Below are 25,173 nucleotides of genomic sequence, written 5' to 3'. Positions count from 1 at the left end.
CAGGAAGCCGCCGGATCCGTGCGAAACCCGAGAATGTCCAGCACATGCGGTGCGCGTGCAACGGGTATGCTAATCAGCATTCTCTCCGGCTAACGGCCTTCCCTCGACAATCGCCAATGAACCAGAACAAACAATGGAGCATCGACGACATCACGCCTCAGCACGGCAGACGCGTCATCATCACGGGGGCCAACAGCGGCATCGGCTATCACGTCGCTGCAATACTGGCTCGCACAGGCGCGGAAGTCGTACTCGCCTGCCGTGACGAACAGCGCGGCGCCGATGCCCTGTCCCGTCTGCAGAGGGAACTGCCCGCCGCCCGATTGCGGCTTCAACGACTGGATCTCGCAAGCCTTGCTTCGGTGCGCGCCTTTTGCGATCGCGAACTCGCGCAATGCCGGCCGCTCGACATCCTCATCAACAATGCGGGCGTCATGGCGCCCCGCCGACGCCTCGAAACGGTCGACGGCTTCGAATTGCAGTTCGGCACCAATGTACTCGGGCATTTCGCCCTGACGCGCCTGCTGTTGCCAGCGCTCGAGATGGCGGCAGGAGCGTCTGCCGAGCGGCCGCGCGTGGTCACGGTTGCCTCTATCGCACACAAGACCGGGCGACTCGACTTCGACGACCTTCAGGCAACCCGTCGTTACCGTCCGATGACCGCCTATCGACAGTCGAAGCTCGCCAACCTCATGTTCGCGTTCGAACTCGATCGCCGGTTGCGCGCCGCACGATCGCGCGTGATGTCCGTTGCCGCGCATCCCGGCGTTGCCAATACGAATCTGTTCCGTGCCGACCATTTTGCCGCAAGCCCGATCGTCCGCTCTGCGCTAGGCGGACTGATCGATATCTTGTTCAACAGTGACCAGACCGGTGCGCTTTCCACGCTCTATGCCGCAACCGCGGCCGATGTCGTCGACGGCGGCTACCATGGTCCGCTCGGATTGTTCGAAACACGTGGTCGAGACGTGGGACCAGCGAACGTCGCCAGTCAGGCAAGAAACGGAACCGATGCAAGACGCCTCTGGCAGGCCTGTGAATCGCTGACTGGAACAGCGACCGGATAGCGCATGGATCGCGGAACGCTGGAAACACTAACCGCGAGATACGGATTGCTCATTCAACGATGACCGCACCCCGACTCACGCTGTTCTTGTATCTGATCGCTCAATGGCGAACTCCGACGCAGATAAAAAGCGCCGACCGGTTTGCACTCGAACTACCGGGGCGCAACGCGAATCCTGTCGCGTGGAGCCCCGATATCCCCTGCAGTACCTCCACGCGTTGCCGTGTTTATTGTGGTGCGTCACCTTCGCGATGCACCGGCTGCGTCTGCTTCAGGCTCTTCGCGAGGCGCGACGCCTGCAGATAGCCGGGATTCGCGGGCCGCTTCAGATAACGCCCGGCTCCGCGCCGCGCGCGCAGGTCGCCGTCCGCCCACACGAGTTCGCCTTGTGAGACGGTGTGTGTCGGCACGCCGCGAACCGTCATCCCTTCGAACACGTTGAAGTCCACGTTCTGATGATGCGTCTTGACCGATATCGCGCGCGTGGCCTCGGGATCCCAGACGACGAGATCGGCGTCGGCACCCACGGCCACCGTGCCCTTGCGCGGGTACAGGTTGAAGATTTGCGCCGCATTGGTGGAGGTGACGCGCACAAACTCGTTCGGCGTGAGCCGGCCGGTGTTCACACCTTGATCCCACAACACCGCCATGCGATCTTCCACGCCGCCGCAACCATTCGGAATTCTCGTGAAATCATGGCGGCCCATGGCTTTTTGCGAAGCGCAGAACACGCAGTGGTCGGTTGCGGTGGTGTGCAGCAGGCCGCCCTGAAGCCCGCGCCAGAGCGCGTCGCGATGCTCCTGGGTACGGAACGGCGGACTCATCACGTGGGCGGCGGCGCGCGTCCAGTCCGGGTCGCGATAGACCGACTCATCGATCACGAGATGCCCCGCGAGCACTTCGCCGAATACGCGCTGCCCTTCGCCGCGTGCGCGCGCGATCGCCTCAAGCGCGTCTTTCGCCGAGACATGCACGATGTACACCGGCACTCCGAGCACCTGCGCGATGCGGATGGCGCGATTCGCTGCCTCGCCTTCGACTTCGGGTGGCCGTGAAAGCGGATGCGCCTCGGGCCCCGTGAAACCGCGCGCAAGCAACTGGCGTTGCAACTGGAATACGAGCTCGCCGTTTTCCGCATGCACGGTAGGCAACGCGCCCAGTTCGAGTGAGCGCGCAAAGCTGTTCACGAGAATCTCGTCGTCGGCCATGATGGCGTTCTTGTAGGCCATGAAGTGCTTGAAGCTCGAGACGCCATGCTCGTTCACGAGGAGCCCCATGTCCCGATACACGCTTTCATCCCACCACGTCACCGCCACGTGAAAGCCATAGTCGGAAGCGGCTTTCTCTGCCCAGCCGCGCCACTCGCGAAAGGCGTCCATCAGCGGTTGCTTCGGGTTGGGGATGACGAAGTCGATGATCGATGTCGTGCCGCCCGCAAGCCCCGCCGCCGTGCCCGTGTAGAAGTCGTCGCTGGCGGTCGTGCCCATGAAGGGCAGCTCCATATGCGTGTGCGGATCGATGCCGCCAGGCATCACATATTGGCCACCGGCGTCGACCACGGTCGCGCCCGCAGGCGCGTCGAGGTTCTCGCCAACGCTCTGGATCACGCCGTTTTCGCAGAGCACGTCCGCACGCCAGCTCTTGTCTGCATTGACGACAGTGCCGCCTCGAATCAGGATCGCCATGATGCCAAGTCTCCTTCAGTTGAACATTCACGCTTGAAACGCTCACGCGCTCGCAACACGTGGGCGCCGGCTCTTGCCGAGCTTCATCATCACGCCATAGACGAGCGCCGCAATGGCGAGCCCCACGAACCACGCATAGGTGTAAATGCTTTTGAACGCATCGGGCACGGTGGCAAACGCATTCGGGAACGCGACATTGAGAAAGCCCGGCAGGTTCGGCAGCACGCCTGCGATCAGCGCGATCACGGCAGCCGGATTCCAGCCGTTCGAGTAGGCGTATTCGCCGTTTTCCTCGAACAGCTGGGCCGTGTCGAGGCGTGTGCTGCGAACGAGAAAGTAGTCGACCATCAGGATGCCGGCCACAGGCCCAAGCAGCGCCGAATAACCGACGAGCCACGTGAAGATGTAGCCCTGCGTGGTGGCAAGGATCTTCCACGGCATCATCACGATGGCGATACCCGCGGTGATGAGACCGCCCGTCTTGTACGAGATGCCCTTGGGCCAGAGGCTCGAGAAGTCGTAAGCTGGCCCAACGAGATTCGCGGCGAGATTGCAGCACATCGTGTCCAGTGTGAGGATGATGAGCGCGATGCCCACACCGACGCCCTCCATGCGACTCGTGAGGTCGATCGGGTCCCAGATCGCCCTTCCGTAAATCACAACCGTTGCCGAGGTCACGACCACGGAGACCACCGAGAGCAACGCCATCGGAATGGGCAGGCCGATGGCCTGGCCCACGAACTGGTCTTTTTGCGTTTTTGCGAAACGCGTGAAGTCGGGAATGTTGAGCGCGAGCGTGGCCCAGAAGCCCACCATGGCCGTGAGGCTCGGCCAGAACGTCGCCCAAAAGAGGCCCGCCTTCTTGCCGCCGGCGGCGAACTGTGACGGTTGCGACAGCATCGAGCCCACGCCGCCTGCCTTCGAACATGCCCACCACACGAGCACTGCGCACATCACCACCTTGATGGGCGCGGACCAGCTTTCGAGCCAGCGGATCGAATCGGTGCCGTGCAGAATGAAGTACAGCTGGAACACCCAGAAGACGAGGAAGCAGCTAGCCTGTCCGATCGAAATGCCGAGCCACGGCAGTGCGTCGCCCACCAGCGCGTTGTGCGTGAGGATATTGACGAGCGTATAGATGGCGCTGCCGCCAAGCCATGATTGAATGCCGTACCAGCCGCACGCCACGACGGCGCGCAGCATGGCTGGCAGCTTGGCGCCCTGGGTGCCGAACGACGCTCGCACGAGCACCGCATAAGGAATGCCGTACTTCGTACCCGCATGTCCGATCAGCAGCATCGGCATGAGCACGATCAGATTGCCGAGCAGCACGGTTAGCACGGCCTGCCATGGCGCCATGCCCTGCTCGGTGAGGCCGGCGGCGAGCATGTAGGAGGCGATGTTCATCACCATGCCTACCCATAGTGCCGCGAAGTGATACCAGCGCCATGTGCGCTGCGCAACGCCGGTGGGCGCGAGGTCATCGTTGTATAGCTCGCTTTCGGCGCGGCGCGCATTGGCGTCGACTGCAAAGGGCTGGCTCATGACGTGGGTTCTCCGTGCTTGTCGTGGGTCCGGCTCGATCCGGCTTCGAAATGTCAGGCGGCTTTCGGGTCGGCGACACGCGCCGGGTTGTTCGGGTGCGTGGTCCAGTTCTCGTAGCGCTCGCCCGAATCGACACGCTCCATCGTGATGCATTGATCGACCGGGCAAACATGCATGCACAGATTGCACCCGACGCAGTTCGCATCGACCACCTCGAAGTGGCGCTTGCCGTCGCGCGTGGCGGTGATCGCCTGATGCGAGGTGTCTTCGCAGGCGATATGGCAGAGCCCGCACTGGATGCAGCGGTCCTGATCGATACGCGCCTTGATGTCGTAGTTGAGGTTCAGGTATTGCCAGTCGGTGACGTTCGGCACGGCGCGGCCGCGAATCGCGTCTAGGCTGGCGTACCCTTTGTCGTCCATCCAGTTGGAAAGGCCGTCGATCATGTCGCTGACGATCCGGAAACCGTAGTGCATCGCCGCGGTGCATACTTGCACGCTGCCCGCTCCCAGCACGATGAATTCCGCGGCATCGCGCCAGTCGGAAATGCCCCCGATGCCAGAGATGGGCAAGCCTTGCGTTTGCGGGTCGCGCGCAATCTCCGCGACCATGTGCAGTGCAATGGGCTTCGCGGCAGGACCGCAATAGCCGCCATGCGTGCCCTTGCCGTCCACGGTGGGCAGCGGCGCCATGACGTCGAGATCGACACCGACGATCGAATTGATGGTGTTGATCAGCGAGACGCCGTCCGCACCACCCTTCATCGCCGCGCGCGCGCCGTGACGAATGTCGGTGACGTTCGGCGTGAGTTTCACGAGGCAAGGCAGGCGCGTGCCTTCCTTCACCCAGCGGGTGACCATTTCGATGTACTCGGGCACCTGACCCACCGCCGCGCCCATGCCGCGCTCGCTCATGCCGTGCGGACAGCCGAAGTTCAGCTCCACGGCATCCGCGCCAGTGTCTTCCACCTGAGGCAGAATCCACTTCCAGTCGTGCTCGTTGCAAGGCACCATCAGCGAGACGATGAGCGCCCGGTCGGGCCAGTCCCGCTTCACCTGCGCGATTTCCTTCAGGTTCACGTCGAGCGGCCGGTCGGTGATGAGCTCGATGTTGTTCAGACCCGCCATGCGCTGGCCGCGCCAGGTGGTGGCGCCATAGCGCGAGCTTACGTTCACCACGTGCGGGTCGAGCCCGAGCGTCTTCCAGACCACGCCGCCCCAACCCGCCTCGAAGGCGCGATTGACGTTGTAGGCCTTGTCGGTGGGCGGCGCGGAAGCGAGCCAGAACGGGTTGGGCGATTGAATGCCGGCAATCGTGCAGCGCAAGTCGGCCATGATGCAACTCCTTCGTTTTATCTGGATTCGGGGTAGCTATCACTCGGCTCGGGCGGCCCTGGCGGACTGACTCGCAAGGAAGCGGTCGATCGCATGCGCGGCAAGCTTGCCGTCCTGCACGGCCTGGACGGTCAGATCGGTGGCGCCGTGGCCGGCACAGTCGCCGCCTGCGAAAACGCCCGCAAGGGACGTGGCGCCGTTCGCATCCACCGCGACGCGCCCGCCTTCCTCGGTGAGTTGCAACCCGTCGAGGGCTTCGGGTAACAGCGTTTGGCCGATCGCCTTCAGCACCATATCGGCCTCCACGCGCACGATCTCCCCACTGCCACGCAATGCGCCGCTCATATCGAGCCCGGTGCGCTCGAATTCCACGGCCCGCACCTGCGCGTCGCCGACGATTCGCAGCGGCTTCATCCACTCGGCCAACGTCACACCCTGGCTACGCGCGAATTCCAGTTCGGCCCAGGTGGCGCTCATCTGCGCCGCGCCGCGACGATAGGCGAGCGTCACTTGCTCCGCGCCCAGCTTGCGGCTTTGCACGGCGGCGTCGATTGCCGTATTGCCGCCTCCGAGCACCACCACCTTGCGACCGACGGGCACGCTGGCCAGATCGTCGGCCTCGCGCACGCGCGCGATGAAATCCACGGCATCGAGCACGCCGTCGAGCAGTTCGCCTTCGATGGAAAGCGTATGCGTGCCGCCAAGGCCCACGCCGATGAACACCGCGTCATACGCCGCGCGTAACTCCGCAAGCGTCACGTCATGCCCCAGTCGCTGGCCCTGGCGCAGTTCTATCCCGCCAACGGAAAGAAGCCACTGCACTTCGCGCTGCGCGTAGCCGTCGACAGTCTTGTACGCGGCTATGCCGTACTCGTTCAGGCCGCCCGGCTGTTCGCGCGCGTCGAAGACGCTCACGCGATGCCCGGCAAGCGCGAGCGTGTGCGCGCAGGCGAGACCCGCGGGACCCGCGCCGACCACGGCAACATGACGGCCTGTCTCGCCGGCGCGCTTGAAGATCGCAGGGGCACCGGCGGCTTCGCGGGCCATCTGGAAGTCGGTGGCATGACGTTGCAGCGCGCCGATCTGAACGGGCTCGCCATCCTGATGATTTCTCACGCAGGCGCCTTCGCAGAGAATCTCGGTCGGGCACACGCGTGCGCACATGCCGCCCAGCGGGTTCGCGCTGAGGATATCGCGCGCCGCGCCCTTGAGATTGCCGTTGCCGATCTTGCGGATGAAACCGGGAATGTCGATGCCCGTGGGGCACGCGTTCACGCAAGGCGCGTCGTAACAGTAATGACAGCGGTCGGCGGCGATCACGGCCGCATTCGCGGAAAGCGGCGGCGCGACGTCGGCGAAATTGCAGCCCAGTTGCTCGGCACTGAGACGGCCTGGCGCGATGCCGTTGGCGGCATTCGAGGTGGTCTGGGACATCCGGATGCTCCTTGCGAGGCAAAACACGGGTCCGCCGGCCGTGTGCGTGACGTGCGCGGCCGGTACGTGGGGAATCGTTGCAAAGACAGCGCGGCGCCGAGACCGCTTGCGTTCGATCGAACTTGCGTCAGCCGGGCTCGTTCGCGCGTTCGAGCATGGCGTGCAGCAACACGTTCGCGCCGGCTTCGATCCATTCGATCGTCGCGTCCTCGACTTCGTTGTGGCTGATGCCGTCGATGCACGGTACGAACACCATCGAGGTCGGCGCGACCGTCGCGAGATAGCACGCGTCGTGACCTGCGCCCGAAACGATGTCGCGATTCGAATAGCCGAAGCGCTCGGCCGCCGCGCGCACGGACTTCACGCACGCCTCGTCGAACGGCACGGGCGCGTAGTAGAAAATCTGCTCGACGTCGGCTTCGAGCTTGCCCTGTTCCGCGATCTTCGCGATGCCTTCGCGCAGCTCGGCGTTCATCTGCGCCAGCACCTCGTCCTGCGGATGGCGAAAATCGATGGTGAAGAACACGCGGCCCGGAATCACGTTGCGCGAATTCGGATGCACCTGCATCATGCCGACCGTCGCGCACGCGAGCGGCGCATGACGCAGGCCGATTTCGTTGACGAGTTGCACGACGCGCGAGGCGCCCAGCAGCGCGTCGCGGCGGCGCGGCATGGGCGTAGGCCCCGCGTGCGCCTCCTGGCCCGTGAGCACGACTTCGTACCAGCGCTGACCTTGCGCGTCGGTGACCACGCCGATCGTCCTGTTTTCGGCCTCGAGTATCGGCCCCTGTTCGATGTGCAGTTCGAACGCCGCGTGAATCTTGCGGCTGCCGCACGGCAACGCGCCCGCGTAGCCGATGCGCTGCAATTCCTCGCCGATGGTCTTGCCGTCGACGTCCTTGCGCGACAGTCCGTACTCGAGCGCAAACACACCCGCAAATACGCCCGAGGCGACCATCGCCGGCGCAAAGCGCGAGCCTTCTTCGTTGGTCCAGATCACCGTTTCAACAGGGCGCTCGGTTTCGATGCCGTAATCGTTGAGCGAGCGAATCACTTCGAGGCCGCCGAGCACCCCATAGATACCGTCGAAGCGCCCACCGGTTGGCTGCGAGTCCGCGTGCGAGCCGGTCATCACGGGCGGCAGGTCGTTGTTGCGCCCCGCGCGGCGCATAAACACATTGCCCATCTGATCGACACTGATCGTGCAGCGCGCCTCTTTCGCCCATTGCACAATGAGATCGCGGCCCTGCTTGTCGAGGTCGGTCAGCGCCAGACGGCACACGCCGCCTTTGGGCGTAGCGCCAATCCTGGCCATCTCCATCAGGCTGTCCCACAATCGCTGACCGTTGACGTGGATCGCGGTCGTCAGCGCGGCTTCGCTTACTGCGTTCATGCGTGTTCTCCTGTCCGTGCTTGTCAAACGTGCATGCATGCCACCGTGTTGGGGCGCGAAGGATCACAACGGTGCACGTCTCGATGCCACTGCGCGGCCCCTGAAACCCAGCCCTTCGAATCCTGTCCGATTGGACAGGTTTTAGACGAGAAACTTCGCGAATTCAATGCGGAGTTACGAGCGAGAAGCGTGCCATCGATGCTGCAATGCGTGAAAAAACCAGGCGTCCGTGCTGCGCGTTTCTCCGGATGTCGGTGAATTCGCGGCGCACTTGCATCGTGGCTACAATGATTCCCGCATGCGCGCGGCCGCCGCGCTCCTTTTCTCTTCCGAATGGACCGAACATGCGCGACGACGAACCCACCACGCGAGCCACGCCCCTCGCGACGCGCGGCACCGCGCAGGCGCAACGAGCCGCCGACACATCGCACAAGCCACCTCGGCGCAAAGCCTCCATTCGTGCGTCGAATGAATCCCATCTACTCGCCTGTGCCGAAGCCGTGTTCGCCGAACGCGGCTTCGAAGGCGCGAGCACCGCGCTGATCGCCGAGCGCGCGGGTTTACCGAAGGCGAATCTGCACTATTACTTCCCGACCAAGCTGGCGCTGTACTGGCGCGTACTCGACGATGTGTTCGAGGAATGGAACGCCGCCGCCAACCTGTTCGATGCAAGCGACGACCCGGTCGAGGCGATTGGCGGCTACGTGCGCGCCAAGATGGCCCTGTCACGGCGACGCCCACTTGGATCGAAGGTGTGGGCCAACGAAATAATCAGCGGGGCGCTGCACATGCAAGAGATCCTGCTCGAACGCGTGAAGCCGTGGATGGACACACGCGTGAAGCTGATCGAGCGATGGATAGCCAAAGGGTTGCTCACGCCCGTCGACCCTCGGACGCTCCTCTTCATGATCTGGGCGACCACGCAGCACTACGCCGATTTCGAGGCTCAAATATGCGCGCTCTCGGGCAAACGCGCGCTCTCGACGAAGCGCTTCGAGGCTACGACGGAAGAAGTGGTGAGCATGATCCTGCGGGCGAGCGGAGCGCGATCGCCGGTCCGATGAATCGTTTAGGGAGTTTCCCTGATGACGTCATTTTCTCGTTGCTCCGGTCGCTGTTTTTCGCGTTAATGTAAGCGCTAACATGTACAACAACCAGCAATACCCAGCCGGCTTTGCAGTAAGGTTGTCGCTTTCATGTACCGAACGGCATGAACGGCTGAAAGCTCAATGACGGCGTTGAGTCCAGAGGCGGCGCGAGTATTCAAACGTCCGAATCATCCGCTCGCGTTCCGTGCAAAAAGCTGGTCTCGCCGACTTGGATATCCCGCCAGGCGCCCTATACTTAAAGAGAGCCGCGCGGAAGCCGGCCCCTGATGCAGAAGCGGACGAGAAATCGTTCATTGGGGCGCGGTAGCGGGGCCACGGAAACGCCCGTGTGAATAACACGGGCGTTTTCTTTTTTGTGCCCCGATCGTGCAGCTTTGGAAAGTGACCGGCTGGTCACGCCCGTTGATCAGCGGTCTTGCCTTGTGTCCCAAACCCGGAGCACGAAGATGGTGGCACGGGCTGGGCATATGCGGGTCTTATTTCGAGATGGATTTCGTATCGCCCGCCCAAACACACCCACTTGTGAACTTCGCGGGGCGGCGGGCCGTCATGCTCGTCCAGTTCCTCTCCGAGCCGGTGGTAATGGTCTACGCCTGGCTTCCTCGCTTCGGCCAGGAGTGCCTTAACTACCGCTCGCTCGGTCCTGCGAGCGTCAGGATCCGGTGGGTGCCAACGATGGGGCGATAGCCGAGCGAACCACCGCTCGCGCCCTTCCCTCTGGCTGGTGCACGATGAGCGGGACACGTGCACCAACCCAAACCAATCGCGACCCACACTGGATCACGGGCAGACAAGTACCAGCGTCTACGCCAATGTAAAAATCGTTGCCGGGCAAGGACTTCCTGCCAGCCTCCCCTGCCTGGCACAGTTGCTGCGAGCATGAGCTCAAACTTGTATTCAAGATTGAACTCATGCTTCCCGACGCCTTCTTCAAGGTTCGAGCGCTGCTCGAATCCTACGCCACCAAAAGCACGACGCCTCGCGACATCGTCGACACGGTGATCGCCCGGATCGAAGCCTCCTGTCGCCCCGAAGTCTGGATCTCGCGCGTGAGTGCCGCCGATCTCGGCAGCCGGGCTGCCGCGCTCGAAGAAGCGCGCGCGCGCCTGGGCGCCGCGATCTTTGAGCGGATGCCGCTGTTCGGCGTACCGTTCGCGGTGAAGGACAACATCGACGTCGCCGGCATGCCAACCACCGCAGCCTGCGACGCCTTCGCCTACACGCCCGCGGCCTCGGCATTCGCCGTCGATCGTCTGCTCGACGCCGGCGCCATCCTCGTCGGCAAGACGAATCTCGACCAGTTCGCCACAGGCCTGGTCGGCACACGCTCGCCGTATGGCGGCGTGCGACAGTTCGAATCCGATGCGCACATCTCCGGCGGATCAAGCTCCGGCTCGGCAGTCGTTGTTGCGGCTGGGCTGGTTGCGTTCTCACTCGGCACGGATACCGCTGGCTCGGGGCGTGTTCCGGCAGGCTTCAACGACCTCGTGGGTCTCAAGCCAACGCCTGGCATCGTAAGCAAGCGCGGCGTGGTACCGGCGTGCCGGAGCCTGGACTGCGTGTCGATCTTCGCGCATGACGTGGGCGACGCCTGGGAGGTCCTGCTGCAGATGGCGAAGTACGATGGAGACGACAGCTATGCGCGCCGAGTGCCGGCACTCGGACTGCCCCATGCACCACTGCGCCTCGCCGTGCCGGATCAGTTGACCTTCCAGGATGACGCTCAGGCGCATCAGGCCTTTGCCGCCACGCTCGACACGATCGCTTCGCGCCTTGCGCTTTCGCCAACAAGCGTGCCGTTCGAACCCATGCAGCGAACTGCCGCGCTGCTTTACGACGGCCCGTGGGTAGCGGAGCGCCGTGCCGCGCTCGGTTCCTTCTTCGAGACGAATCGCGCCGACATCGATCCGGTTGTCGCCGAGGTGATTGCCAAAGCGGACGGCTACAGCGCTGTCGATGCGTTCGACGGACAGTATGCACTCGCCGCACTGCGCCGCGAAGTGGAAACGCTGTTCGAGGCGATCGACGTCCTCATCGTGCCGACCACGCCCACGCATCCAACCTTCGACGAAGTACGTGCGGACCCGATCGGGGCGAACAGCCAGCTTGGCGTCTATACCAACTTCGTGAATCTGCTCGATCTGTGCGCTCTGGCGGTGCCGGGCGTTCGCCGCGCGGACGGCCTGCCAGCCGGCGTGACGCTGATCGCCCCAGCGGGCGCGGACCAGCGCCTGGCAGTGCTCGGCGCACGCATCCAGGCGCTCTTCATGGCGCACGCTACACCCGACGACGCTGCCAGGATTGCCGCGCGACCGCTGCCCTTCGAAGAGCCGACGGTGACACTCGCCGTGGTCGGCGCTCATCTGCGCGGGCAGCCCCTCTGCTGGCAACTGCTCGAGGCTGGTGCGCGTTTCGTCGAGACCACCACCACGTCTTCGCACTACCGCCTTTACGCGCTCGCCGGTACGAAGCCGGCCAGGCCCGCTCTGGTGCGTACGCCGCACGAGGCCGGCCAGCCCATCGAAATCGAGCTCTGGGAAGTGCCGCTGCGCAGCTTCGGCGCATTCGTTGCCCACGTGCCGGCGCCGCTCGGCATCGGCAGCGTGCAGACAGCCGATGGACTCATCGTCAAGGGCTTTATCAGCGAGCCCTCGGCGGTCGCACCAGGCAGCGGCGCACACGACATCACTGCATTCGGCGGCTGGCGTGCATGGCTCGCGACGGCGGCCGGAACGCAAGCCCAATCCGATCGGCAATTCTGACTATATGCATTGAACTCACGAGGAGTCCAACCATGACAAACCGTCGCGATTTTCTCAAGGGCGCTGGCGCCCTCGCCCTCGGCAGCACGCTCCCATTCGACCTCGCTTTCGGTGCCGAGCCGCTTACGGTCGGCGTCATCTACGTCGGTTCGCGCGGCGATTACGGCTACAACCAGGCACAAGCGCAAGCTGCGGCTGTCATCAAGAAGCTGCCGAACGTGAAGGTCGTCGAGGAAGAAAACGTGCCCGAGACCGTCGCCGCCCAAAAGACCATGGAGGCGATGATCGAGCAGGACGGTGCGACGCTCATTTTCGCGACCTCGTTCGGCTACTTCGATCCCCATGTGCTGAAAATGGCAGCCAAATATCCGAAGGTTCGCTTCGCCCACTGCGGCGGTCTCTGGAAGAGCGGCAATCCGGCCAACATCTCCAGCTACTTCGGCTATATCGACGAATGCCAGTATCTGAACGGCGTCGTGGCAGGCCATGCGAGCAAGACGAAGAAGCTGGGCTTCGTCGCGGCCAAGCCTATTCCGCAGGTGCTGCGCAACATCAACTCATTCACGCTGGGCGCGCAGTCGGTGGATCCGTCGATCGCCACGCACGTGATTTTCACGGGCGACTGGTCGATGCCGGTGAAGGAGGCGGAGGCCGCCAACAGCCTCGTCGATCAGGGCTGCGACGTGCTCACGTGTCACGTGGACGGACCCAAGGTCGTGATCGAGACAGCCGAGAAACGCGGCGCGATGAGCTGCGGTTACCACGCAAGCCAGGCGGCGCTGGCGCCGAAGGGCTATCTGACGGGCGCCGAATGGGACTGGGCGACGCCCTACAAGCTGCTCGTCACAAACGCGCAGACGGGCAAGCCGCAGCCGAACATTCTTCGCGGCGGTCTGCGCGAAGGCTTCGTGAAGATGTCTCCGTATGGCGCGAAGGTGACACCCGATGCCCGCACGCAAGCCGACACCGTGAAGGCGAAGATGGTCGCGGGCGACTACGTCATCTTCAAGGGACCGATGAAGGACAACAAGGGCGGCAGCGCCATTGCGGCCGGCACGAGCTACGCACAGACCGATATCGCGCTCGAAAGCATGAATTATCTGGTTGCCGGTGTGGTTGGCCAGATCTGAGGACCGTAAGCGTCCTCGCCAGGAGTCCTGATGTCCGCATCCCTTTCTCCCGCTCACGGGCCGTCGCGAAGGCTGCCTGCAAGTCTCGCGCGCCTGCTGCTTGCGCTGTTGCCTGCGTTGCCGACAGTATGTGCAATCGTGGCAACTCTGGCGATCTTCGGCATCTTCCTGCTCGTGCAGGGACAGCCGGCCATCCAGGCCCTTGGTCTCATTGGCGAAGGTGCGTTCGGCTCGTCGTTCGCATGGCAGAACACCTTGCTGCGCGCCGCACCGCTCATGCTTACGGCTCTGTGCGTCGCGCTGCCTGCCCAGGTCGGCCTGATCGTGATTGGCGGCGAAGGCGCGCTCGCGCTGGGCGGGCTCGCGGCCGCCGTCGTGCCGCAGTGCCTGCCGCAGGCTACGCCGTGGATCGTCGCGACGCCGCTGATGGCGATTGCAGGCATGCTCGCGGGGGGCCTGTGGATCAGCGCAGTGGGCGCAATGCGTCAATGGCGTGGTGTCAACGAGACCATCAGCAGCCTGCTGATGTCGTATATCGCCATCGCCGTTTTCAAGTTTCTCGTCGAAGGGCCGCTGCGCGATCCCGCCAGTCTCAACAAACCGTCGACGCTGCCCCTCCCCGACGCCATGACCATCGGCTCGCTGCCGGGACTCGACGTGCACTGGGGCCTCTTCTGGGGCGTGCTCGCGTGTCTCGCTGCCTGGGTGCTCGTGCGCCAAAGCACGCTCGGCTTCGCCATGCGCGTAACGGGTGGCAACGTGCACACGGCGCGCCTCGTCGGCCTGCCCGTGGGCGGGCTCGCGCTCACCGCCTGCGCGCTAGGCGGCGCATCGGCGGGACTTGCCGGAATGTTCGAAGTTGCGGCCGTGCAAGGCAGCGCGAATGCGTCGCTGCTCTCGGGCTACGGCTATGCGGGCATCCTTGTCGCGTTCGCGGCACGCCAGAATCCGTTCGCCGTGATCGCGTGCGCGCTGATGGTCGGCGGCATCGAGGCGAGCGGCAGTCTGCTGCAACGTCACCTCGAGTTGCCCGACGCCGCCACGCTCGTGCTGCAAGGCCTGCTTTTCGCGAACCTGTTGGCCTGGGAGGCACTTGCTCCCCGTCTTGCCGCCTGGCGCGTGAAACTTCAGGCCGCCGCGCTCGACACCTCGTCTGCTTCACTGGAGCGTACCCGCCATGTCTGACCTTCATTCGCCCGCTGCGGTACTGCTGATTTCGCTCTTTGCGGGGGCCATTCGCGTGAGTACGCCCTATCTGTTCGTGAGCCTCGGCGAGTGCCTCACCGAGAAAGGCGGCCGCGTGAATCTCGGTCTCGAAGGCATCCTGGTCTCCGGCGCCATGTGCGGCTATGCGGGCTCGTGTCTCTCGGGTTCGCCGTGGATCGGCGTGCTCGCGGCGGCGGCGGCCGGTCTGGTGCTCGGCTGCCTGCATGGGCTGGTCTGCTCGCTGCCGCGTGTTTCCGATATCGCGTTCGGCATCGCGCTCATGCTGTTCGGCACCGGCCTGGCGTTCTATCTCGGCAAGCCGTTCATCGAGCCGCAGGCAGCGATGCTCCCGTCGATCGATCTCGGCGCGTGGGCCGCCTCGCAGCAAGTGCACAACGCGCTGCATATCAATCTGCTCTTCGTGATTGGCGTCGTGCTTGCCCTCGCTTTGCAGTGGGGACTGCGCTCGATGCGCTGGGGCATGACGCTGCGGCTCGTCGGCGAGAACGCCGAGAGCGCGCGTGCAATGGGCTATCCCGTTACGCGGATACGTGTCATCGCGACGGCGGTGGGTGGTTTCTTCGCGGGCGTGGGCGGTGCCTATCTCTCGCTCGTCTATCCCGGCAGCTGGAACGAGGGACTTTCGAGCGGGCAAGGCCTGATGGCCGTCGCCCTCGTGATCTTCGCACGCTGGCAGCCGCTGCGCTGTCTTTGGGCTGCGCTGCTGTTTGGCGCTGCCGGAGCGCTTGGCCCCGCCCTGCAGGCAATCGGCGTGACCAGCGGCTATTACCTCTTCAACGCCGCCCCTTACGTGCTGACGCTCGCGCTCATGATCATCAACTGCAGGCCGGACCGCACGCTGGCGGGCGCACCCGGCGAGCTGAGCTTGACGCGCTGAGCGCGGACAGCTTCCGACCGACCAAATCCAGAATCGCCCGCGCTCGCGTAGCGCGCGACCGGAGAATCAACATGACCCGTACCATCGAAGCCCGTCCCTATTCCTGGCCCTACGACGGGAACCTGCGCCCCGACAACACGGCGCTCGTCATCATCGACATGCAGACCGACTTCTGCGGTTACGGCGGCTACGTCGACAAGATGGGTTACGACCTCTCGCTCACGCGCGCCCCGATCGAGCCGATCAAGCGCGTTTTGGGGCCGATGCGCGAACTCGGCTTCACGATCATCCACACCCGTGAAGGGCATCGGCCGGATCTGTCCGATCTGCCGGCGAACAAGCGCTGGCGCAGCCGCCAGGCGGGCACGAACGGTCTCGGCATCGGTGACATGGGACCGTGCGGCCGGATACTCGTGCGCGGCGAGCCGGGCTGGGAAATCATCGACGAACTCGCCCCGCTACCGGGCGAAATCATCATCGACAAGCCTGGCAAAGGCTCATTCTGCGCGACGGACCTCGAACTGATCCTACGCACGCGCGGCATTGCGAATCTCGTGCTCACGGGCATCACGACGGATGTGTGCGTCCACACGACGATGCGCGAAGCAAACGACCGCGGCTTCGAATGCACGTTGCTCGCGGACTGCTGCGGCGCGACCGATAAGGGCAACCATGACGCCGCGCTGAACATGGTCCTGATGCAGGGCGGCGTGTTCGGCACGGTGTCCAGTTCGGCGGCGCTCGTCGCTGCCCTGGAGCAGTGACCATGATCACCGCGACACGCGCGCTCGGCGTCGAGGTGATCGGCGCGAGCAAGTCGTTCGGGACGTTCCGCGCACTCGATGACGTTTCGATCAGGGTTGCGCCCGGGACGGTTCACGCGCTGCTCGGCGAAAATGGAGCAGGCAAGAGCACGCTCGTGAAGGGGCTCGTGGGCTACGGCCCGCTCGATCACGGCACGATTGTGGCCGATGGAAGCGAGGTGCGCATCGCATCCCCGCGCGATGCGCAAGCGCTCGGCATCGGCATGGTCTATCAGCATTTCACACTCGCGGCGGGGCTCAGCGTCGAGGAGAACCTGCTCCTTGCGCGCGGCAACCTGTCATGGAAGATCGACTGGGCGGCCGAGCGCAACGCGCTCGACGCCTTCATGCGCCGCATGCCGTTTCGCCTCGAACTCGATGCGCCGGTCTCGTCACTCGCGGCGGGAGAAAAGCAGAAGCTGGAAATTCTCAAGCAGTTGTATCTGGAGCAGCGCTTCCTGATTCTCGACGAGCCCACCTCCGTGCTCACCCCGCAGGAAGCCGACGAAGTGCTCGGACTCATGCGCACGCTTGCCTCGCGCGGCGACCTCACGGTGCTGATGATCACTCACAAGTTCCGCGAGGTAATGGCCTATTCGGACAACGTCACGGTATTGCGCAAGGGCCGCTTCGTCGGCACCTGCGCGGTGGCCGACACCGACCGCGACCGGCTGGCCGCCTGGATGATGGGCAGCGACGCAAGCGCGCAAACGCGTGAGGGCGCCGCTGAAGACACCGATGAGTTCAGGCCTGCGCGCCGGCCGAACTCGCCCGACGCTCCGGTGCGGCTCTCGCTATCGAGCCTTTCGGTCGTCGACGAGCGTGGGCACGCTGCCGTGCGCGAGGTGTCGCTGAGCGTGCGCGCGGGCGAGATCCTCGGGCTTGCGGGCGTCTCCGGCAACGGTCAGAAGGAACTGATCGAAGCGCTCGTCGGGCAGCGCAAGGCCCAGTCGGGCGCGATGGCCGTGGAAGGTTTGCCCTATGCCGCGACGCGCGTAGAGATGACACGCATGCGCGTGTTCGCCCTTCCCGAGGAGCCGCTGCGCAATGCTTGCGTGGCAGGCATGAGCGTGGCCGAGAATATGGCGCTGCGGGATTTCGACCGCGCGCCGCTGCGGCGCGGCGGATGGTGGCTCGATCGTCGCGCCATGCGCTCGCGCGCCGAGCGGCTGATCGCCGAATTCGACGTACGGCCTGCGCTGCCCGAGCGCGCCATCGGCTCGCTGTCGGGCGGCAACGTACAGCGCGCCGTGCTGGCTCGCGAGCTTGGGCACGCAGTGAACGTGCTGATCGTCGCGAATCCTGTGTTCGGACTCGACTTTGCCTCCGTCGCGGACATCCACGCCCGCATTCTCGCGGCGCGCGATGCCGGTGCGGCCGTGCTGCTCGTCAGCGAAGATCTCGACGAACTGCTGGAGCTTGCCGACCGGATCGTGGTGATGGCCGAGGGACGTCTCGTCTACGAGACTGCAGCAAACGAGGCGGATCGAGTGGTGCTTGGGCGTCACATGGCGGGCCATGGCGACGAAGGCAGGCCGCAGACGGCTGAGCCGGCCGAGCTGCACGCAAGCGCCTGAGCGGCGCGCGAACGATACACAACGCAAACGGAGAAATGTCGCGATGACAACCATCGCCAGCGCAAAGCCCGCGCCGTTCACGTTCGACGCGCGTCATACGGCGCTCATCGTGATCGACATGCAGCGCGACTTCATCGAGCCGGGTGGCTTTGGCCAGGCGCTCGGCAACGACGTATCGCTGCTTTCAGGCATCGTGCCGACCGTCGCGCGGCTGCTCGCGCATGCGCGCTCGGCGGGATGGCAGGTCGTGCACACCCGCGAATCGCATACACCCGACCTCTCCGACTGCCCCCCGGCCAAACGCATGCGCGGCATGCCAGATGCGCGCATTGGCGACGCAGGACCGATGGGCCGCATCCTCGTGCGCGGCGAGCCCGGCAACGCGATCGTCGACACGCTCGCGCCGATCGATGGAGAACTCGTCATCGACAAGCCCGGCAAAGGCGCTTTCTACGCAACGCAGCTCGGCGAGGAACTGTCGATACGAGGCATCACGCATCTCGTGTTCGCGGGCGTGACGACCGAGGTCTGCGTGCAGACTTCGATGCGCGAGGCCAACGATCGGGGCTACGAGTGTCTGCTGGTCGAGGACGCGACGGCAAGCTACATACCGGCGTTTCGCGAAGCGACGATTGCAATGATTCATTCGCAGGGCGGCATCGTCGGCTGGACCGCTCCACTCGACGCCCTGCTGGGGGCAGACTGATGACGATGGAAGTGAACCGGCCCGAGATCGTCGCGCAGGTCGCGGCAGCTTTCGAGGCTTACGAGCGAGCGCTCGTCGACAACGACGTCGAGACGATGAACGCCCTGTTCTGGGACGCACCCGAAACGGTGCGCTATGGCATCGCCGAAATCCAGCATGGTGGCGACGCGATCCTCCGCTGGCGGGAAACCTGCGTGCCGGTGCCCCGCTCGCGGCGGTTGCACCGCACCGTGGTGACGACGTTTGGCGGCGACTACGCGACGGTGAGCACTGAGTTCACGAGCGACACCACGCCTTTGACGGGCCGCCAGATGCAGACCTGGGCGCGGCTGCATGAGGCGAACGATATGTTCGGCGGCTGGACGATCGTGGCGGCGCACGTGAGCCTCATCGAGCCCGTTTAAGGGCGGATAATAGGGAACTGGCCCCCGTCGCCCACCATTGCACCGACGCGCCGCACCACTCTCGACGTTATCGATACCTGACTCATGGACGACTTGACCGAAGCCGCCGCCGAAGCCCCCGCAGCATCTGGCACGAAGGTGACCTATAGCGCAAACCCCCTTGCCGAGCAGGTGTATCAGCTCATCAAGCAGGACATCTTCAGTTTTCGACTGTTTCCCGGCGACCGCTTTTCCGAAAACGACATTGCCCAACACCACGGCGTGTCGCGCACGCCGATGCGCGATGCGCTGTTCCGTCTCGCGCGCGAAGGCTATCTTGAGGTGGGGTTCCGGCGCGGCTGGAAAGTCTGCGATATCGACTTCAATCAACTCGACCAGTTGTATGACCTGCGCATCGTTCTCGAACTGGCGGCGCTCGAGCGGCTCTCGGGCGCCCCACACGATGCGATGGATGCGTTGCGAGCCGTATGGTGCGTTGACGAACGGGAACGCGAAAGCCGTCCGGCCACGATGTTCGTGCTCGACGAGGGCTTTCACCGCGGCCTCGTGAGTGCTGCCGGCAACAATGAGATGCTGCGCGTGCACAACGAAGTGACCGAGCGCATCCGCATCGTGCGGCGGCTCGATTTTCTCAAGGCGCATCGCACGAGCGCGACGTACGACGAGCATTCGGCGATGCTCCATCTCATCGATCGCGGCAAGTTTGGCGAGGCTGCCATCCTGCTGCGCGCTCACATTACGCAAAGCAAGCTCGAGGTGCGAAAGATCACGCTGTCGATGCTCGCGACTGCGCGCGACGAGAAGCTGCCCTTCGTCAGCTAGAGAGTGCCTTTCCGGGGCTTTGGTGCAACTATCTGGCGCGGTTTCCGGACACAGCCTTCAGCCTTCATGTCTTCGAGGCGCCCTTCAAGGGGTAATCGTACTTTCCATGCAGAATTTGGCATTCCACCCCGGCGACTACGAGGAAGTCGAAGATCCGAGGGCTCGTCGGTACTTCGCGGTTCGTCGGTTGAGGCTAGCTGCCCGCTCGAGTCCCAGCCGACACGCGGCAGGTTTCGACTTCTCAGTGCATGCGCGCGAGGTTACGAAGGAGCGAATCGCCGTCCTGCGTCACGCGAGGTCGCACTGCCCCGCCGGCAAGCCTCTCCATGGTGACGAGCTGACGTTCAAGCAGCGTATCGAGTTCTTCCCGCTCGGCAATATGGTCAGCCGAATCCCTGACCAGCATCAATGTCGCAAATTCATGGGCGCTGAGCATGCTTGCCTCCTGATAGCTTGAGTAGGTGCTGTATGGATTGTGTTGGCTGAGGCACTCGCTTTTGACGTCGCCTGCCGATGGCGCACTCGCTGCAATGGCGCGGGGAGTTGATGGTAGGGGGAGCGCAGCGGCGCGGCAATCCAGGGTCGTCCCGCATATTGGGTCGATTGGGAGTGCCGCACTGCAACAGATGCGGTGGCGATCACGCAAAAACGGGTTTCGGCACGCTGAAGATCGGGAGAATCGTCGACGTAGCCGTTCGGGCTGTAAGCCGCCTTCTCGAGTTGAGCCAGTTCGGCCGCCAATGACTACAATTTAGGGATGGTCGTATTCCCCAAGGAGGCTGCCATGACTCAATCAATGATCAGTTTTTGGGTTGGCCTTGTGGTTCTCGTTGTCGTTGCATCGGCCTTGTCCAGGCGCTACAGGCGCGATCACCCGGGAGAGAGCCTGAGTCAGTGGCTCGACACACATCATATGAGCTGGATGCATCGCAAGCACTAGCTGGCGGCGCGGGCTGACGCCGAGGAGCGCACCATGGCCTTCACCCTCACCTCACAAGCTTTCCACGAAGGAAGCGAGATTCCTCGGCGCTACACCTGCACGGGCGCGGACGTCTCCCCACCGCTCTCGTGGTCCGGGGTACCCGCCAACGCGAAAAGCCTCGTGCTGATCGTCGACGACCCCGACGCGCCCGACCCGGCCGCACCACGGATGACATGGGTCCACTGGGTGCTTTACAACATCCCGACGACGGCTCCTGGTGTTCAGGAGGGCGTCACTTCGGGCGCGCTTCCGGCAGGCACACTTGAAGGCACCAACGACTTCCATCGCACCACGTATGGCGGCCCATGCCCGCCCACTGGCCGTCATCGGTATTTCCATAAGCTCTACGCGCTCGACACCATGCTGCCCGATCTTCACAAGCCCACAAAGGCGGCGTTGGAAAAGGCGATGCAAGGCCATGTCGTGGCGCACACCGAACTGCTCGGCACATTCAAGAAGTAACACGCAGACCCCTGGACGCTACTTGTCCGGGATTGTCGATTCCGCGTCGATGACAAGAAGCGCATCCAGCAGCTTGAGAAGGAATTGCAGCGCAAGGAGAAGGCGCTGGCGGAAGCGGCTGCGCTTGTGATTCTGAGAAAAAAGTCCAGGCGATCTGGGGATGTCCGCGCCGGATCTGGTGAGGGCTATTGCCTATGGCTCGTCACTATATGGCCGCGCGGCCCTCTCCTACCCCAGGTCCAAAAACTCTCTGTACGGCGTCAATTCGCGAATTTACGTCGAGCTTTTCGAAAATATTTTTCAAATGCCACTTGACCGTCTCGGGTGCCAGTTTCAACGACCGGCCGATTTCCTTGTTCGAAAGACCGCGGGCAACGCACTCGAGTACCTCAAACTCCCTCGCACTAAGAACATCCGGTGACAGCGGCACGGCCTCAACATGCGCGGGCGACGCAGCCGGTGAATTGCCGAAGGCATCAAAAGCTGTAAGCAGCCTGTCGACATACGCCGTTTCTGCCGTAGGAACATTCGCTGAAGCCAAGCGAAATTGCTGTAGCAACGCGCGCACGGGTGGCCCCTCATCCACGAAGCTGTTAATCATGCCGCTCTGCCTTCCGAGCCGTAGCGCTCGTTCGAGCGCACCAAGCGCCTTTTCGGACGCTCCACATTGCGCGAGCGCGCATGAGAACAGCAAGGAAACCACAGCCTCCGAATAGCGCCTGCCCGTAGCAGCCAGAGTATCAAGCAAAGGTGTGAGAAGCGTGACGGCTTCATCTGCACGATCCCCGGCGATCAGTACGCGAGCCTGCAGGAGACAATAGCTTGTCCAGGTGTCTACCGCGCACCCAGTCCGCCCTTCGCACATCATTGGCACGCTCTTGCTCAGCTCGTCGGCGATCTGCCTCGCTTGAGCAACGTTGCCTTCTACAAGGAGCAATCTTACCGTTTCGGCATCCAGCGCCAACTTCAGACGTAGCCAGTGTCGGGTTACGGCGGCCTGTCGACCGTCTTCGAGAATAGCCAGCGCCGAACCCATCTCCCCGTCGCGCCACAGCAAGCGTGCTGCAGACAGTATATGGCGCATCAAACCAGTTAGCGGCGAGGTTTCCAGTGCAGCGGTCGTGCGGCCCGCGATCATCCTCCGCGCTTCAGGCAGTTCGTTGCACTCATAGTAGATCGCAGCAAGGCAACTGGCCGCCCAGGTCGCGCAGGATGACGAGTGGCCCCATGCTTTTTCGATGCGGTGGAACATCGCCTCAAAAATTCGCCTTGATTCAGACAGCTCGCCATGCACAAATGCAGCAACACCGAACGACGAGCGTCGAAACATATCCGAGTAGTCGGGCTCCTGGCCCTGTTCAACTCGCTCGCCGACGGCGTCGCGTATTTCACGTATCTGGTCGAACCTGCCCCGGTGCATCAAGCCGAAGAGCTGCGCGTATTGCGCGCAGCGCTGCACCCAAGGCGCCGTAGGCGCCACTGAGGTTTGAGCAGCATGGCCCAGTTCGAGTGCCCGCTCGCTGTCCTCTACCATAGTGGCGATCAGTGCGCTGACCGCGTTGATCTCCGCCAATGCCGCTTCCTCTACCATGCGGGTATCCTTGCGACGCCCCCGAAAGAATTCGTTGGTAACAGCAGCAACCTCCCTCGAGGCGGCGTCCGGCTGAATCGAGAACACGAGCGCCCATGCTTTCGTAAGGCGCAAACGAAGCCGTTTCTGGATGACATCCGGTGGCAGTTTTCCAATCCATCCTAGCAACGTGTTCAACTCACCGCGTTCGAGCATCTCCGTCGCACAGTTTTCAACCCACTGTGCCGCCTGCTCGAGTTCGCCTGCAGCCAAGGCATGTCTGACTGCCTCGGGCCAAAGACGTGCTCCTGCAAACCATTGGGACGCACGACGGTGCAGCAACGGGACGTGTTGCGGCATCTGGCGAAGAAGGCGCCGACGAAGTGCGTCGGACAGGAGCGCATGATAGCGGTACCAGTGCCGTGTTTCATCCAGCGGCCGGATGAACACGCTGTGCCGCTCGAGCCAGTCGAGCTCGCCCCCGCTTCCACTTCCCTTGCCCATGATGGCATCGCACAACTCAGGGGCGAGTCGTTCAAGAATCGACGTGTACAGCAGAAACTTCAGCATATGGAGCGGCAGATGTGCGAGCACGGTATCGTTCAGGTACGAATCGATTCCGGAGCTGACTCCGACCAGCGCACCGGCGACCTTGGCCGCATCGCCCACATCGCGTAGCGCAAGAGCAGCAAGTTGCAAGCCAGCGACCCACCCCTCCGTTGCCTCGTTCAGCAACTCAACACTGGTCCGGTCAAGCGGCACGGTGCCTGTCCGGTCAAAAAATGCCTGCGCATCGGCGATCGAAAAACGCAGATCGTCGACATCAATACGAACTAGTTCCTCTGGAGCTCGAAACTGACCAACTATCAAGGCAGGTTCACCTCGCACCCCGAGCAGGATATGCATGTTCTCGGGGGCATAGCGAAGCAGACGGGAAGTAATCGCAAGAACTGGTTTCGCAGTCAGACGGTCGGCATCATCCAGCACGAGGAAAACGCGCCTGCCGGATGCAGCGATCCCGTTCAGGAGTAATGAAATGACCGTTCTGATAGGAGTCAGCGGATCGTTATTAAGGATCTGTTGCGCTTGCGAGGCAATTTCCGCCGAGGCCCTGGCGAATGCGGCCACCAGGTAAGCGCAGAACTGCTGCGGATCATCGTCTTCTGCGTCGAGGCTGAGCCATGCAACAACATGCTTTCGCTGCGACAGCGCTTCACACCAACCAGCAAGCAATGTCGTCTTGCCGAACCCCGCCGGGGCGGTCACGACGGTGATGCTGCGAACCGGCTGCTTACGCAACCACTTAAGCAACACGGATCGTTGCACGCAGCCAGACGGAAGACGGGGCGGGAGCATCTTGGTCTGAATCAGCGACACGCTCCATGGGCGATCGGTACTGTCTGAAGACGCATCCATGTTTGTCCTCTACTGGCCCCAAATCCAGAAATAATAGCGCGAAATTTTGCCAGCGCTATTGCTGCGACCCATTGCACACCGTTCTGTCGCGGCAAGGCGATTTTGGCGGACGATTGCGATGTGATAAAGATTGCTTACATCGCCAGCGAGTAGAATTGGCGGGCGGCCGATGGCTTGAGTTTGCCGGAGTCTCTCATCTGCCCCTTGGCGATCATATGCATGAGTTCAATGCCACTCAACAAGATGCGGGCACAACTGAAATCCTTGAATCCCAACATGGGTCGGGTACGTCGCTTGATCGCCCGATGGTCTTGTTCCACGATATTGTTGAGATACTTGGCCTGGCGGATCTTGATGGGCGTCTCACCCTCGGCGTTCACGGCATGCAGCCCGGCCAGATTGGCACCGCTTTTGTCGATGGTTACGGTTTCGGGCGCGCCATTCTGATCGATGGCCTTCTCGAAGTACCGTCGGGCCGCTTCCTTGTCCCGCTTGGCTCGCAGCAGGAAATCAACCGTGTTGCCGGCCTTGTCGACGGCGCGGTAGAGATACTTCCATGTGCCCCGGACCTTCACATAGGTTTCGTCCATCCGCCAGCTCTTGCCGACCGGGCGCTTGCAGCGGCGGAACGCCTTTTCAAGCACTGGCAGAAGCTTGATGGCCCACCGATGCACGGTCGAATGATCGACCGCGATCCCGCGTTCGGCCATCATCTCCTCGAGATTGCGCAAGCTCAGCGGGTAGGCCACGTACCAACGTACGCACACCAACATTATCTCGAGCGGATAGTGCAACCGCTTCAGCACTTCGACTACCGCCGGACTCAGCGCCTTCATTGCCGTTCACATCATTCTGTTAGGTCCCGCAGC

20 protein-coding genes and 1 pseudogene are annotated in these 25,173 nt (G+C 63.2%); 13 read left to right on the top strand and 8 right to left on the bottom strand.

Going from position 1 to position 25,173, the window contains the following annotated elements; all coding sequences use genetic code 11:
- Positions 1-116: 116 nt before the first annotated feature.
- The gene (locus tag HDG33_RS21735) at positions 117-1,067 is read left to right on the top strand and encodes an oxidoreductase (RefSeq protein ID WP_184033165.1); all 951 of its coding nucleotides are present in this window, start codon (positions 117-119) and stop codon (positions 1,065-1,067) included.
- A 226-nt stretch (positions 1,068-1,293) separates the two neighbouring features.
- On the opposite strand, the gene hydA is transcribed toward HDG33_RS21735, so the two are convergent.
- The 5 genes from hydA to HDG33_RS21710 form a co-directional block, all read right to left on the bottom strand.
- Positions 1,294-2,751, bottom strand: coding sequence for a dihydropyrimidinase (gene hydA / locus HDG33_RS21730; protein ID WP_090811231.1), 1,458 nt, complete (start codon positions 2,749-2,751; stop codon positions 1,294-1,296).
- A 42-nt stretch (positions 2,752-2,793) separates the two neighbouring features.
- Positions 2,794-4,296 (bottom strand): NCS1 family nucleobase:cation symporter-1, encoded by a 1,503-nt coding sequence (locus HDG33_RS21725; protein ID WP_184033163.1) that lies wholly within the window; start codon positions 4,294-4,296, stop codon positions 2,794-2,796.
- A 53-nt stretch (positions 4,297-4,349) separates the two neighbouring features.
- Positions 4,350-5,630 (bottom strand): NAD-dependent dihydropyrimidine dehydrogenase subunit PreA, encoded by a 1,281-nt coding sequence (gene preA, locus HDG33_RS21720; RefSeq protein WP_184033161.1) that lies wholly within the window; start codon positions 5,628-5,630, stop codon positions 4,350-4,352.
- A 39-nt stretch (positions 5,631-5,669) separates the two neighbouring features.
- Positions 5,670-7,064, bottom strand: coding sequence for an NAD(P)-dependent oxidoreductase (locus HDG33_RS21715; protein ID WP_184033159.1), 1,395 nt, complete (start codon positions 7,062-7,064; stop codon positions 5,670-5,672).
- Positions 7,065-7,191: 127 nt separating this feature from the next.
- Positions 7,192-8,457, bottom strand: coding sequence for a Zn-dependent hydrolase (locus HDG33_RS21710; protein ID WP_184033157.1), 1,266 nt, complete (start codon positions 8,455-8,457; stop codon positions 7,192-7,194).
- A gap of 344 nt (positions 8,458-8,801) precedes the next feature.
- On the opposite strand from HDG33_RS21710, the gene HDG33_RS21705 reads away from it, so the two are divergent.
- The 10 genes from HDG33_RS21705 to HDG33_RS21660 all read left to right on the top strand — a co-directional run bounded on the left by HDG33_RS21705 (position 8,802) and on the right by HDG33_RS21660 (position 19,874).
- Positions 8,802-9,521, top strand: coding sequence for a TetR/AcrR family transcriptional regulator (locus tag HDG33_RS21705; RefSeq protein WP_184033155.1), 720 nt, complete (start codon positions 8,802-8,804; stop codon positions 9,519-9,521).
- Positions 9,522-10,477: 956 nt separating this feature from the next.
- Positions 10,478-12,328 carry an allophanate hydrolase gene (gene atzF / locus HDG33_RS21700; RefSeq protein ID WP_184033350.1) on the top strand — a complete coding sequence of 617 codons (1,851 nt, stop codon included), beginning with the start codon at positions 10,478-10,480 and terminating at the stop codon, positions 12,326-12,328.
- Between the two features lie 32 nt (positions 12,329-12,360).
- Positions 12,361-13,458 (top strand): BMP family ABC transporter substrate-binding protein, encoded by a 1,098-nt coding sequence (locus HDG33_RS21695; RefSeq protein WP_184033153.1) that lies wholly within the window; start codon positions 12,361-12,363, stop codon positions 13,456-13,458.
- 30 nt (positions 13,459-13,488) lie between these two features.
- The gene (locus HDG33_RS21690) at positions 13,489-14,643 is read left to right on the top strand and encodes an ABC transporter permease (protein WP_184033146.1); all 1,155 of its coding nucleotides are present in this window, start codon (positions 13,489-13,491) and stop codon (positions 14,641-14,643) included.
- Positions 14,636-15,562, top strand: coding sequence for an ABC transporter permease (locus HDG33_RS21685; protein ID WP_184033144.1), 927 nt, complete (start codon positions 14,636-14,638; stop codon positions 15,560-15,562). The genes HDG33_RS21690 and HDG33_RS21685 overlap by 8 nt, the downstream gene beginning before the upstream one ends.
- Positions 15,563-15,633: 71 nt before the next feature.
- Complete coding sequence (locus tag HDG33_RS21680) at positions 15,634-16,326, top strand: cysteine hydrolase family protein (RefSeq protein ID WP_090811211.1); 693 nt, start codon at positions 15,634-15,636, stop codon at positions 16,324-16,326.
- A 2-nt stretch (positions 16,327-16,328) separates the two neighbouring features.
- On the top strand, positions 16,329-17,942 hold the full coding sequence (locus tag HDG33_RS21675) for an ABC transporter ATP-binding protein (RefSeq protein ID WP_184033142.1): 1,614 nt from the start codon (positions 16,329-16,331) through the stop codon (positions 17,940-17,942).
- A gap of 43 nt (positions 17,943-17,985) precedes the next feature.
- Positions 17,986-18,648, top strand: a complete 663-nt coding sequence (locus HDG33_RS21670; protein WP_184033140.1) for a cysteine hydrolase family protein — start codon at positions 17,986-17,988, stop codon at positions 18,646-18,648.
- Positions 18,649-18,653: 5 nt separating this feature from the next.
- The gene (gene hpxZ / locus HDG33_RS21665; RefSeq protein WP_090811898.1) at positions 18,654-19,052 is read left to right on the top strand and encodes an oxalurate catabolism protein HpxZ; all 399 of its coding nucleotides are present in this window, start codon (positions 18,654-18,656) and stop codon (positions 19,050-19,052) included.
- An 84-nt stretch (positions 19,053-19,136) separates the two neighbouring features.
- Entirely contained in the window at positions 19,137-19,874 is a 738-nt protein-coding gene (locus HDG33_RS21660) for a GntR family transcriptional regulator (RefSeq protein ID WP_260330550.1), read from the top strand.
- A 241-nt stretch (positions 19,875-20,115) separates the two neighbouring features.
- Here the strand turns inward: HDG33_RS21660 and HDG33_RS21655 are convergent, their stop codons facing one another.
- A complete protein-coding gene (locus HDG33_RS21655; RefSeq protein WP_184033138.1) occupies positions 20,116-20,310 on the bottom strand; it encodes a hypothetical protein in 195 nt (64 codons plus the stop codon).
- Between the two features lie 537 nt (positions 20,311-20,847).
- Here HDG33_RS21655 and HDG33_RS21650 point away from each other — a divergent pair.
- Both HDG33_RS21650 and HDG33_RS21645 read left to right on the top strand, forming a co-directional pair.
- Positions 20,848-21,318, top strand: coding sequence for a YbhB/YbcL family Raf kinase inhibitor-like protein (locus tag HDG33_RS21650; protein WP_184033136.1), 471 nt, complete (start codon positions 20,848-20,850; stop codon positions 21,316-21,318).
- Between the two features lie 51 nt (positions 21,319-21,369).
- A pseudogene (locus HDG33_RS21645) lies at positions 21,370-21,468 on the top strand (transposase); the annotation flags it as partial.
- Between the two features lie 55 nt (positions 21,469-21,523).
- Here the strand turns inward: HDG33_RS21645 and HDG33_RS21640 are convergent.
- Positions 21,524-24,304 (bottom strand): LuxR C-terminal-related transcriptional regulator, encoded by a 2,781-nt coding sequence (locus HDG33_RS21640; RefSeq protein WP_184033134.1) that lies wholly within the window; start codon positions 24,302-24,304, stop codon positions 21,524-21,526.
- A gap of 134 nt (positions 24,305-24,438) precedes the next feature.
- Positions 24,439-25,140 (bottom strand): IS6 family transposase, encoded by a 702-nt coding sequence (locus tag HDG33_RS21635; RefSeq protein WP_184033132.1) that lies wholly within the window; start codon positions 25,138-25,140, stop codon positions 24,439-24,441.
- Positions 25,141-25,173 lie beyond the last annotated feature (33 nt).

The organism is Paraburkholderia sp. Cpub6 (assembly GCF_014201065.1).
Taxonomy (GTDB): Bacteria; Pseudomonadota; Gammaproteobacteria; order Burkholderiales; family Burkholderiaceae; genus Paraburkholderia; species Paraburkholderia tuberum.
This window is presented reverse-complemented; position numbering and strand designations above follow the sequence as displayed.

Excerpts from the sequence above, each read along its gene's own strand:
- hydA (WP_090811231.1), bottom strand. The coding sequence starts at position 2,751 with ATGGCGATCCTGATTCGAGGCGGCACTGTCGTCAATGCAGACAAGAGC.
- HDG33_RS21695 (WP_184033153.1), top strand. The coding sequence starts at position 12,361 with ATGACAAACCGTCGCGATTTTCTCAAGGGCGCTGGCGCCCTCGCCCTC.
- hpxZ (WP_090811898.1), top strand. The coding sequence starts at position 18,654 with ATGGAAGTGAACCGGCCCGAGATCGTCGCGCAGGTCGCGGCAGCTTTC.
- HDG33_RS21650 (WP_184033136.1), top strand. The coding sequence starts at position 20,848 with ATGGCCTTCACCCTCACCTCACAAGCTTTCCACGAAGGAAGCGAGATT.
- HDG33_RS21685 (WP_184033144.1), top strand. The coding sequence starts at position 14,636 with ATGTCTGACCTTCATTCGCCCGCTGCGGTACTGCTGATTTCGCTCTTT.
- HDG33_RS21660 (WP_260330550.1), top strand. The coding sequence starts at position 19,137 with ATGGACGACTTGACCGAAGCCGCCGCCGAAGCCCCCGCAGCATCTGGC.
- HDG33_RS21705 (WP_184033155.1), top strand. The coding sequence starts at position 8,802 with ATGCGCGACGACGAACCCACCACGCGAGCCACGCCCCTCGCGACGCGC.
- HDG33_RS21715 (WP_184033159.1), bottom strand. The coding sequence starts at position 7,064 with ATGTCCCAGACCACCTCGAATGCCGCCAACGGCATCGCGCCAGGCCGT.
- HDG33_RS21640 (WP_184033134.1), bottom strand. The coding sequence starts at position 24,304 with ATGGATGCGTCTTCAGACAGTACCGATCGCCCATGGAGCGTGTCGCTG.
- HDG33_RS21675 (WP_184033142.1), top strand. The coding sequence starts at position 16,329 with ATGATCACCGCGACACGCGCGCTCGGCGTCGAGGTGATCGGCGCGAGC.
- HDG33_RS21635 (WP_184033132.1), bottom strand. The coding sequence starts at position 25,140 with ATGAAGGCGCTGAGTCCGGCGGTAGTCGAAGTGCTGAAGCGGTTGCAC.
- HDG33_RS21710 (WP_184033157.1), bottom strand. The coding sequence starts at position 8,457 with ATGAACGCAGTAAGCGAAGCCGCGCTGACGACCGCGATCCACGTCAAC.
- preA (WP_184033161.1), bottom strand. The coding sequence starts at position 5,630 with ATGGCCGACTTGCGCTGCACGATTGCCGGCATTCAATCGCCCAACCCG.
- HDG33_RS21690 (WP_184033146.1), top strand. The coding sequence starts at position 13,489 with ATGTCCGCATCCCTTTCTCCCGCTCACGGGCCGTCGCGAAGGCTGCCT.
- HDG33_RS21725 (WP_184033163.1), bottom strand. The coding sequence starts at position 4,296 with ATGAGCCAGCCCTTTGCAGTCGACGCCAATGCGCGCCGCGCCGAAAGC.
- HDG33_RS21655 (WP_184033138.1), bottom strand. The coding sequence starts at position 20,310 with ATGCTCAGCGCCCATGAATTTGCGACATTGATGCTGGTCAGGGATTCG.
- HDG33_RS21680 (WP_090811211.1), top strand. The coding sequence starts at position 15,634 with ATGACCCGTACCATCGAAGCCCGTCCCTATTCCTGGCCCTACGACGGG.
- HDG33_RS21735 (WP_184033165.1), top strand. The coding sequence starts at position 117 with ATGAACCAGAACAAACAATGGAGCATCGACGACATCACGCCTCAGCAC.
- HDG33_RS21670 (WP_184033140.1), top strand. The coding sequence starts at position 17,986 with ATGACAACCATCGCCAGCGCAAAGCCCGCGCCGTTCACGTTCGACGCG.
- atzF (WP_184033350.1), top strand. The coding sequence starts at position 10,478 with ATGCTTCCCGACGCCTTCTTCAAGGTTCGAGCGCTGCTCGAATCCTAC.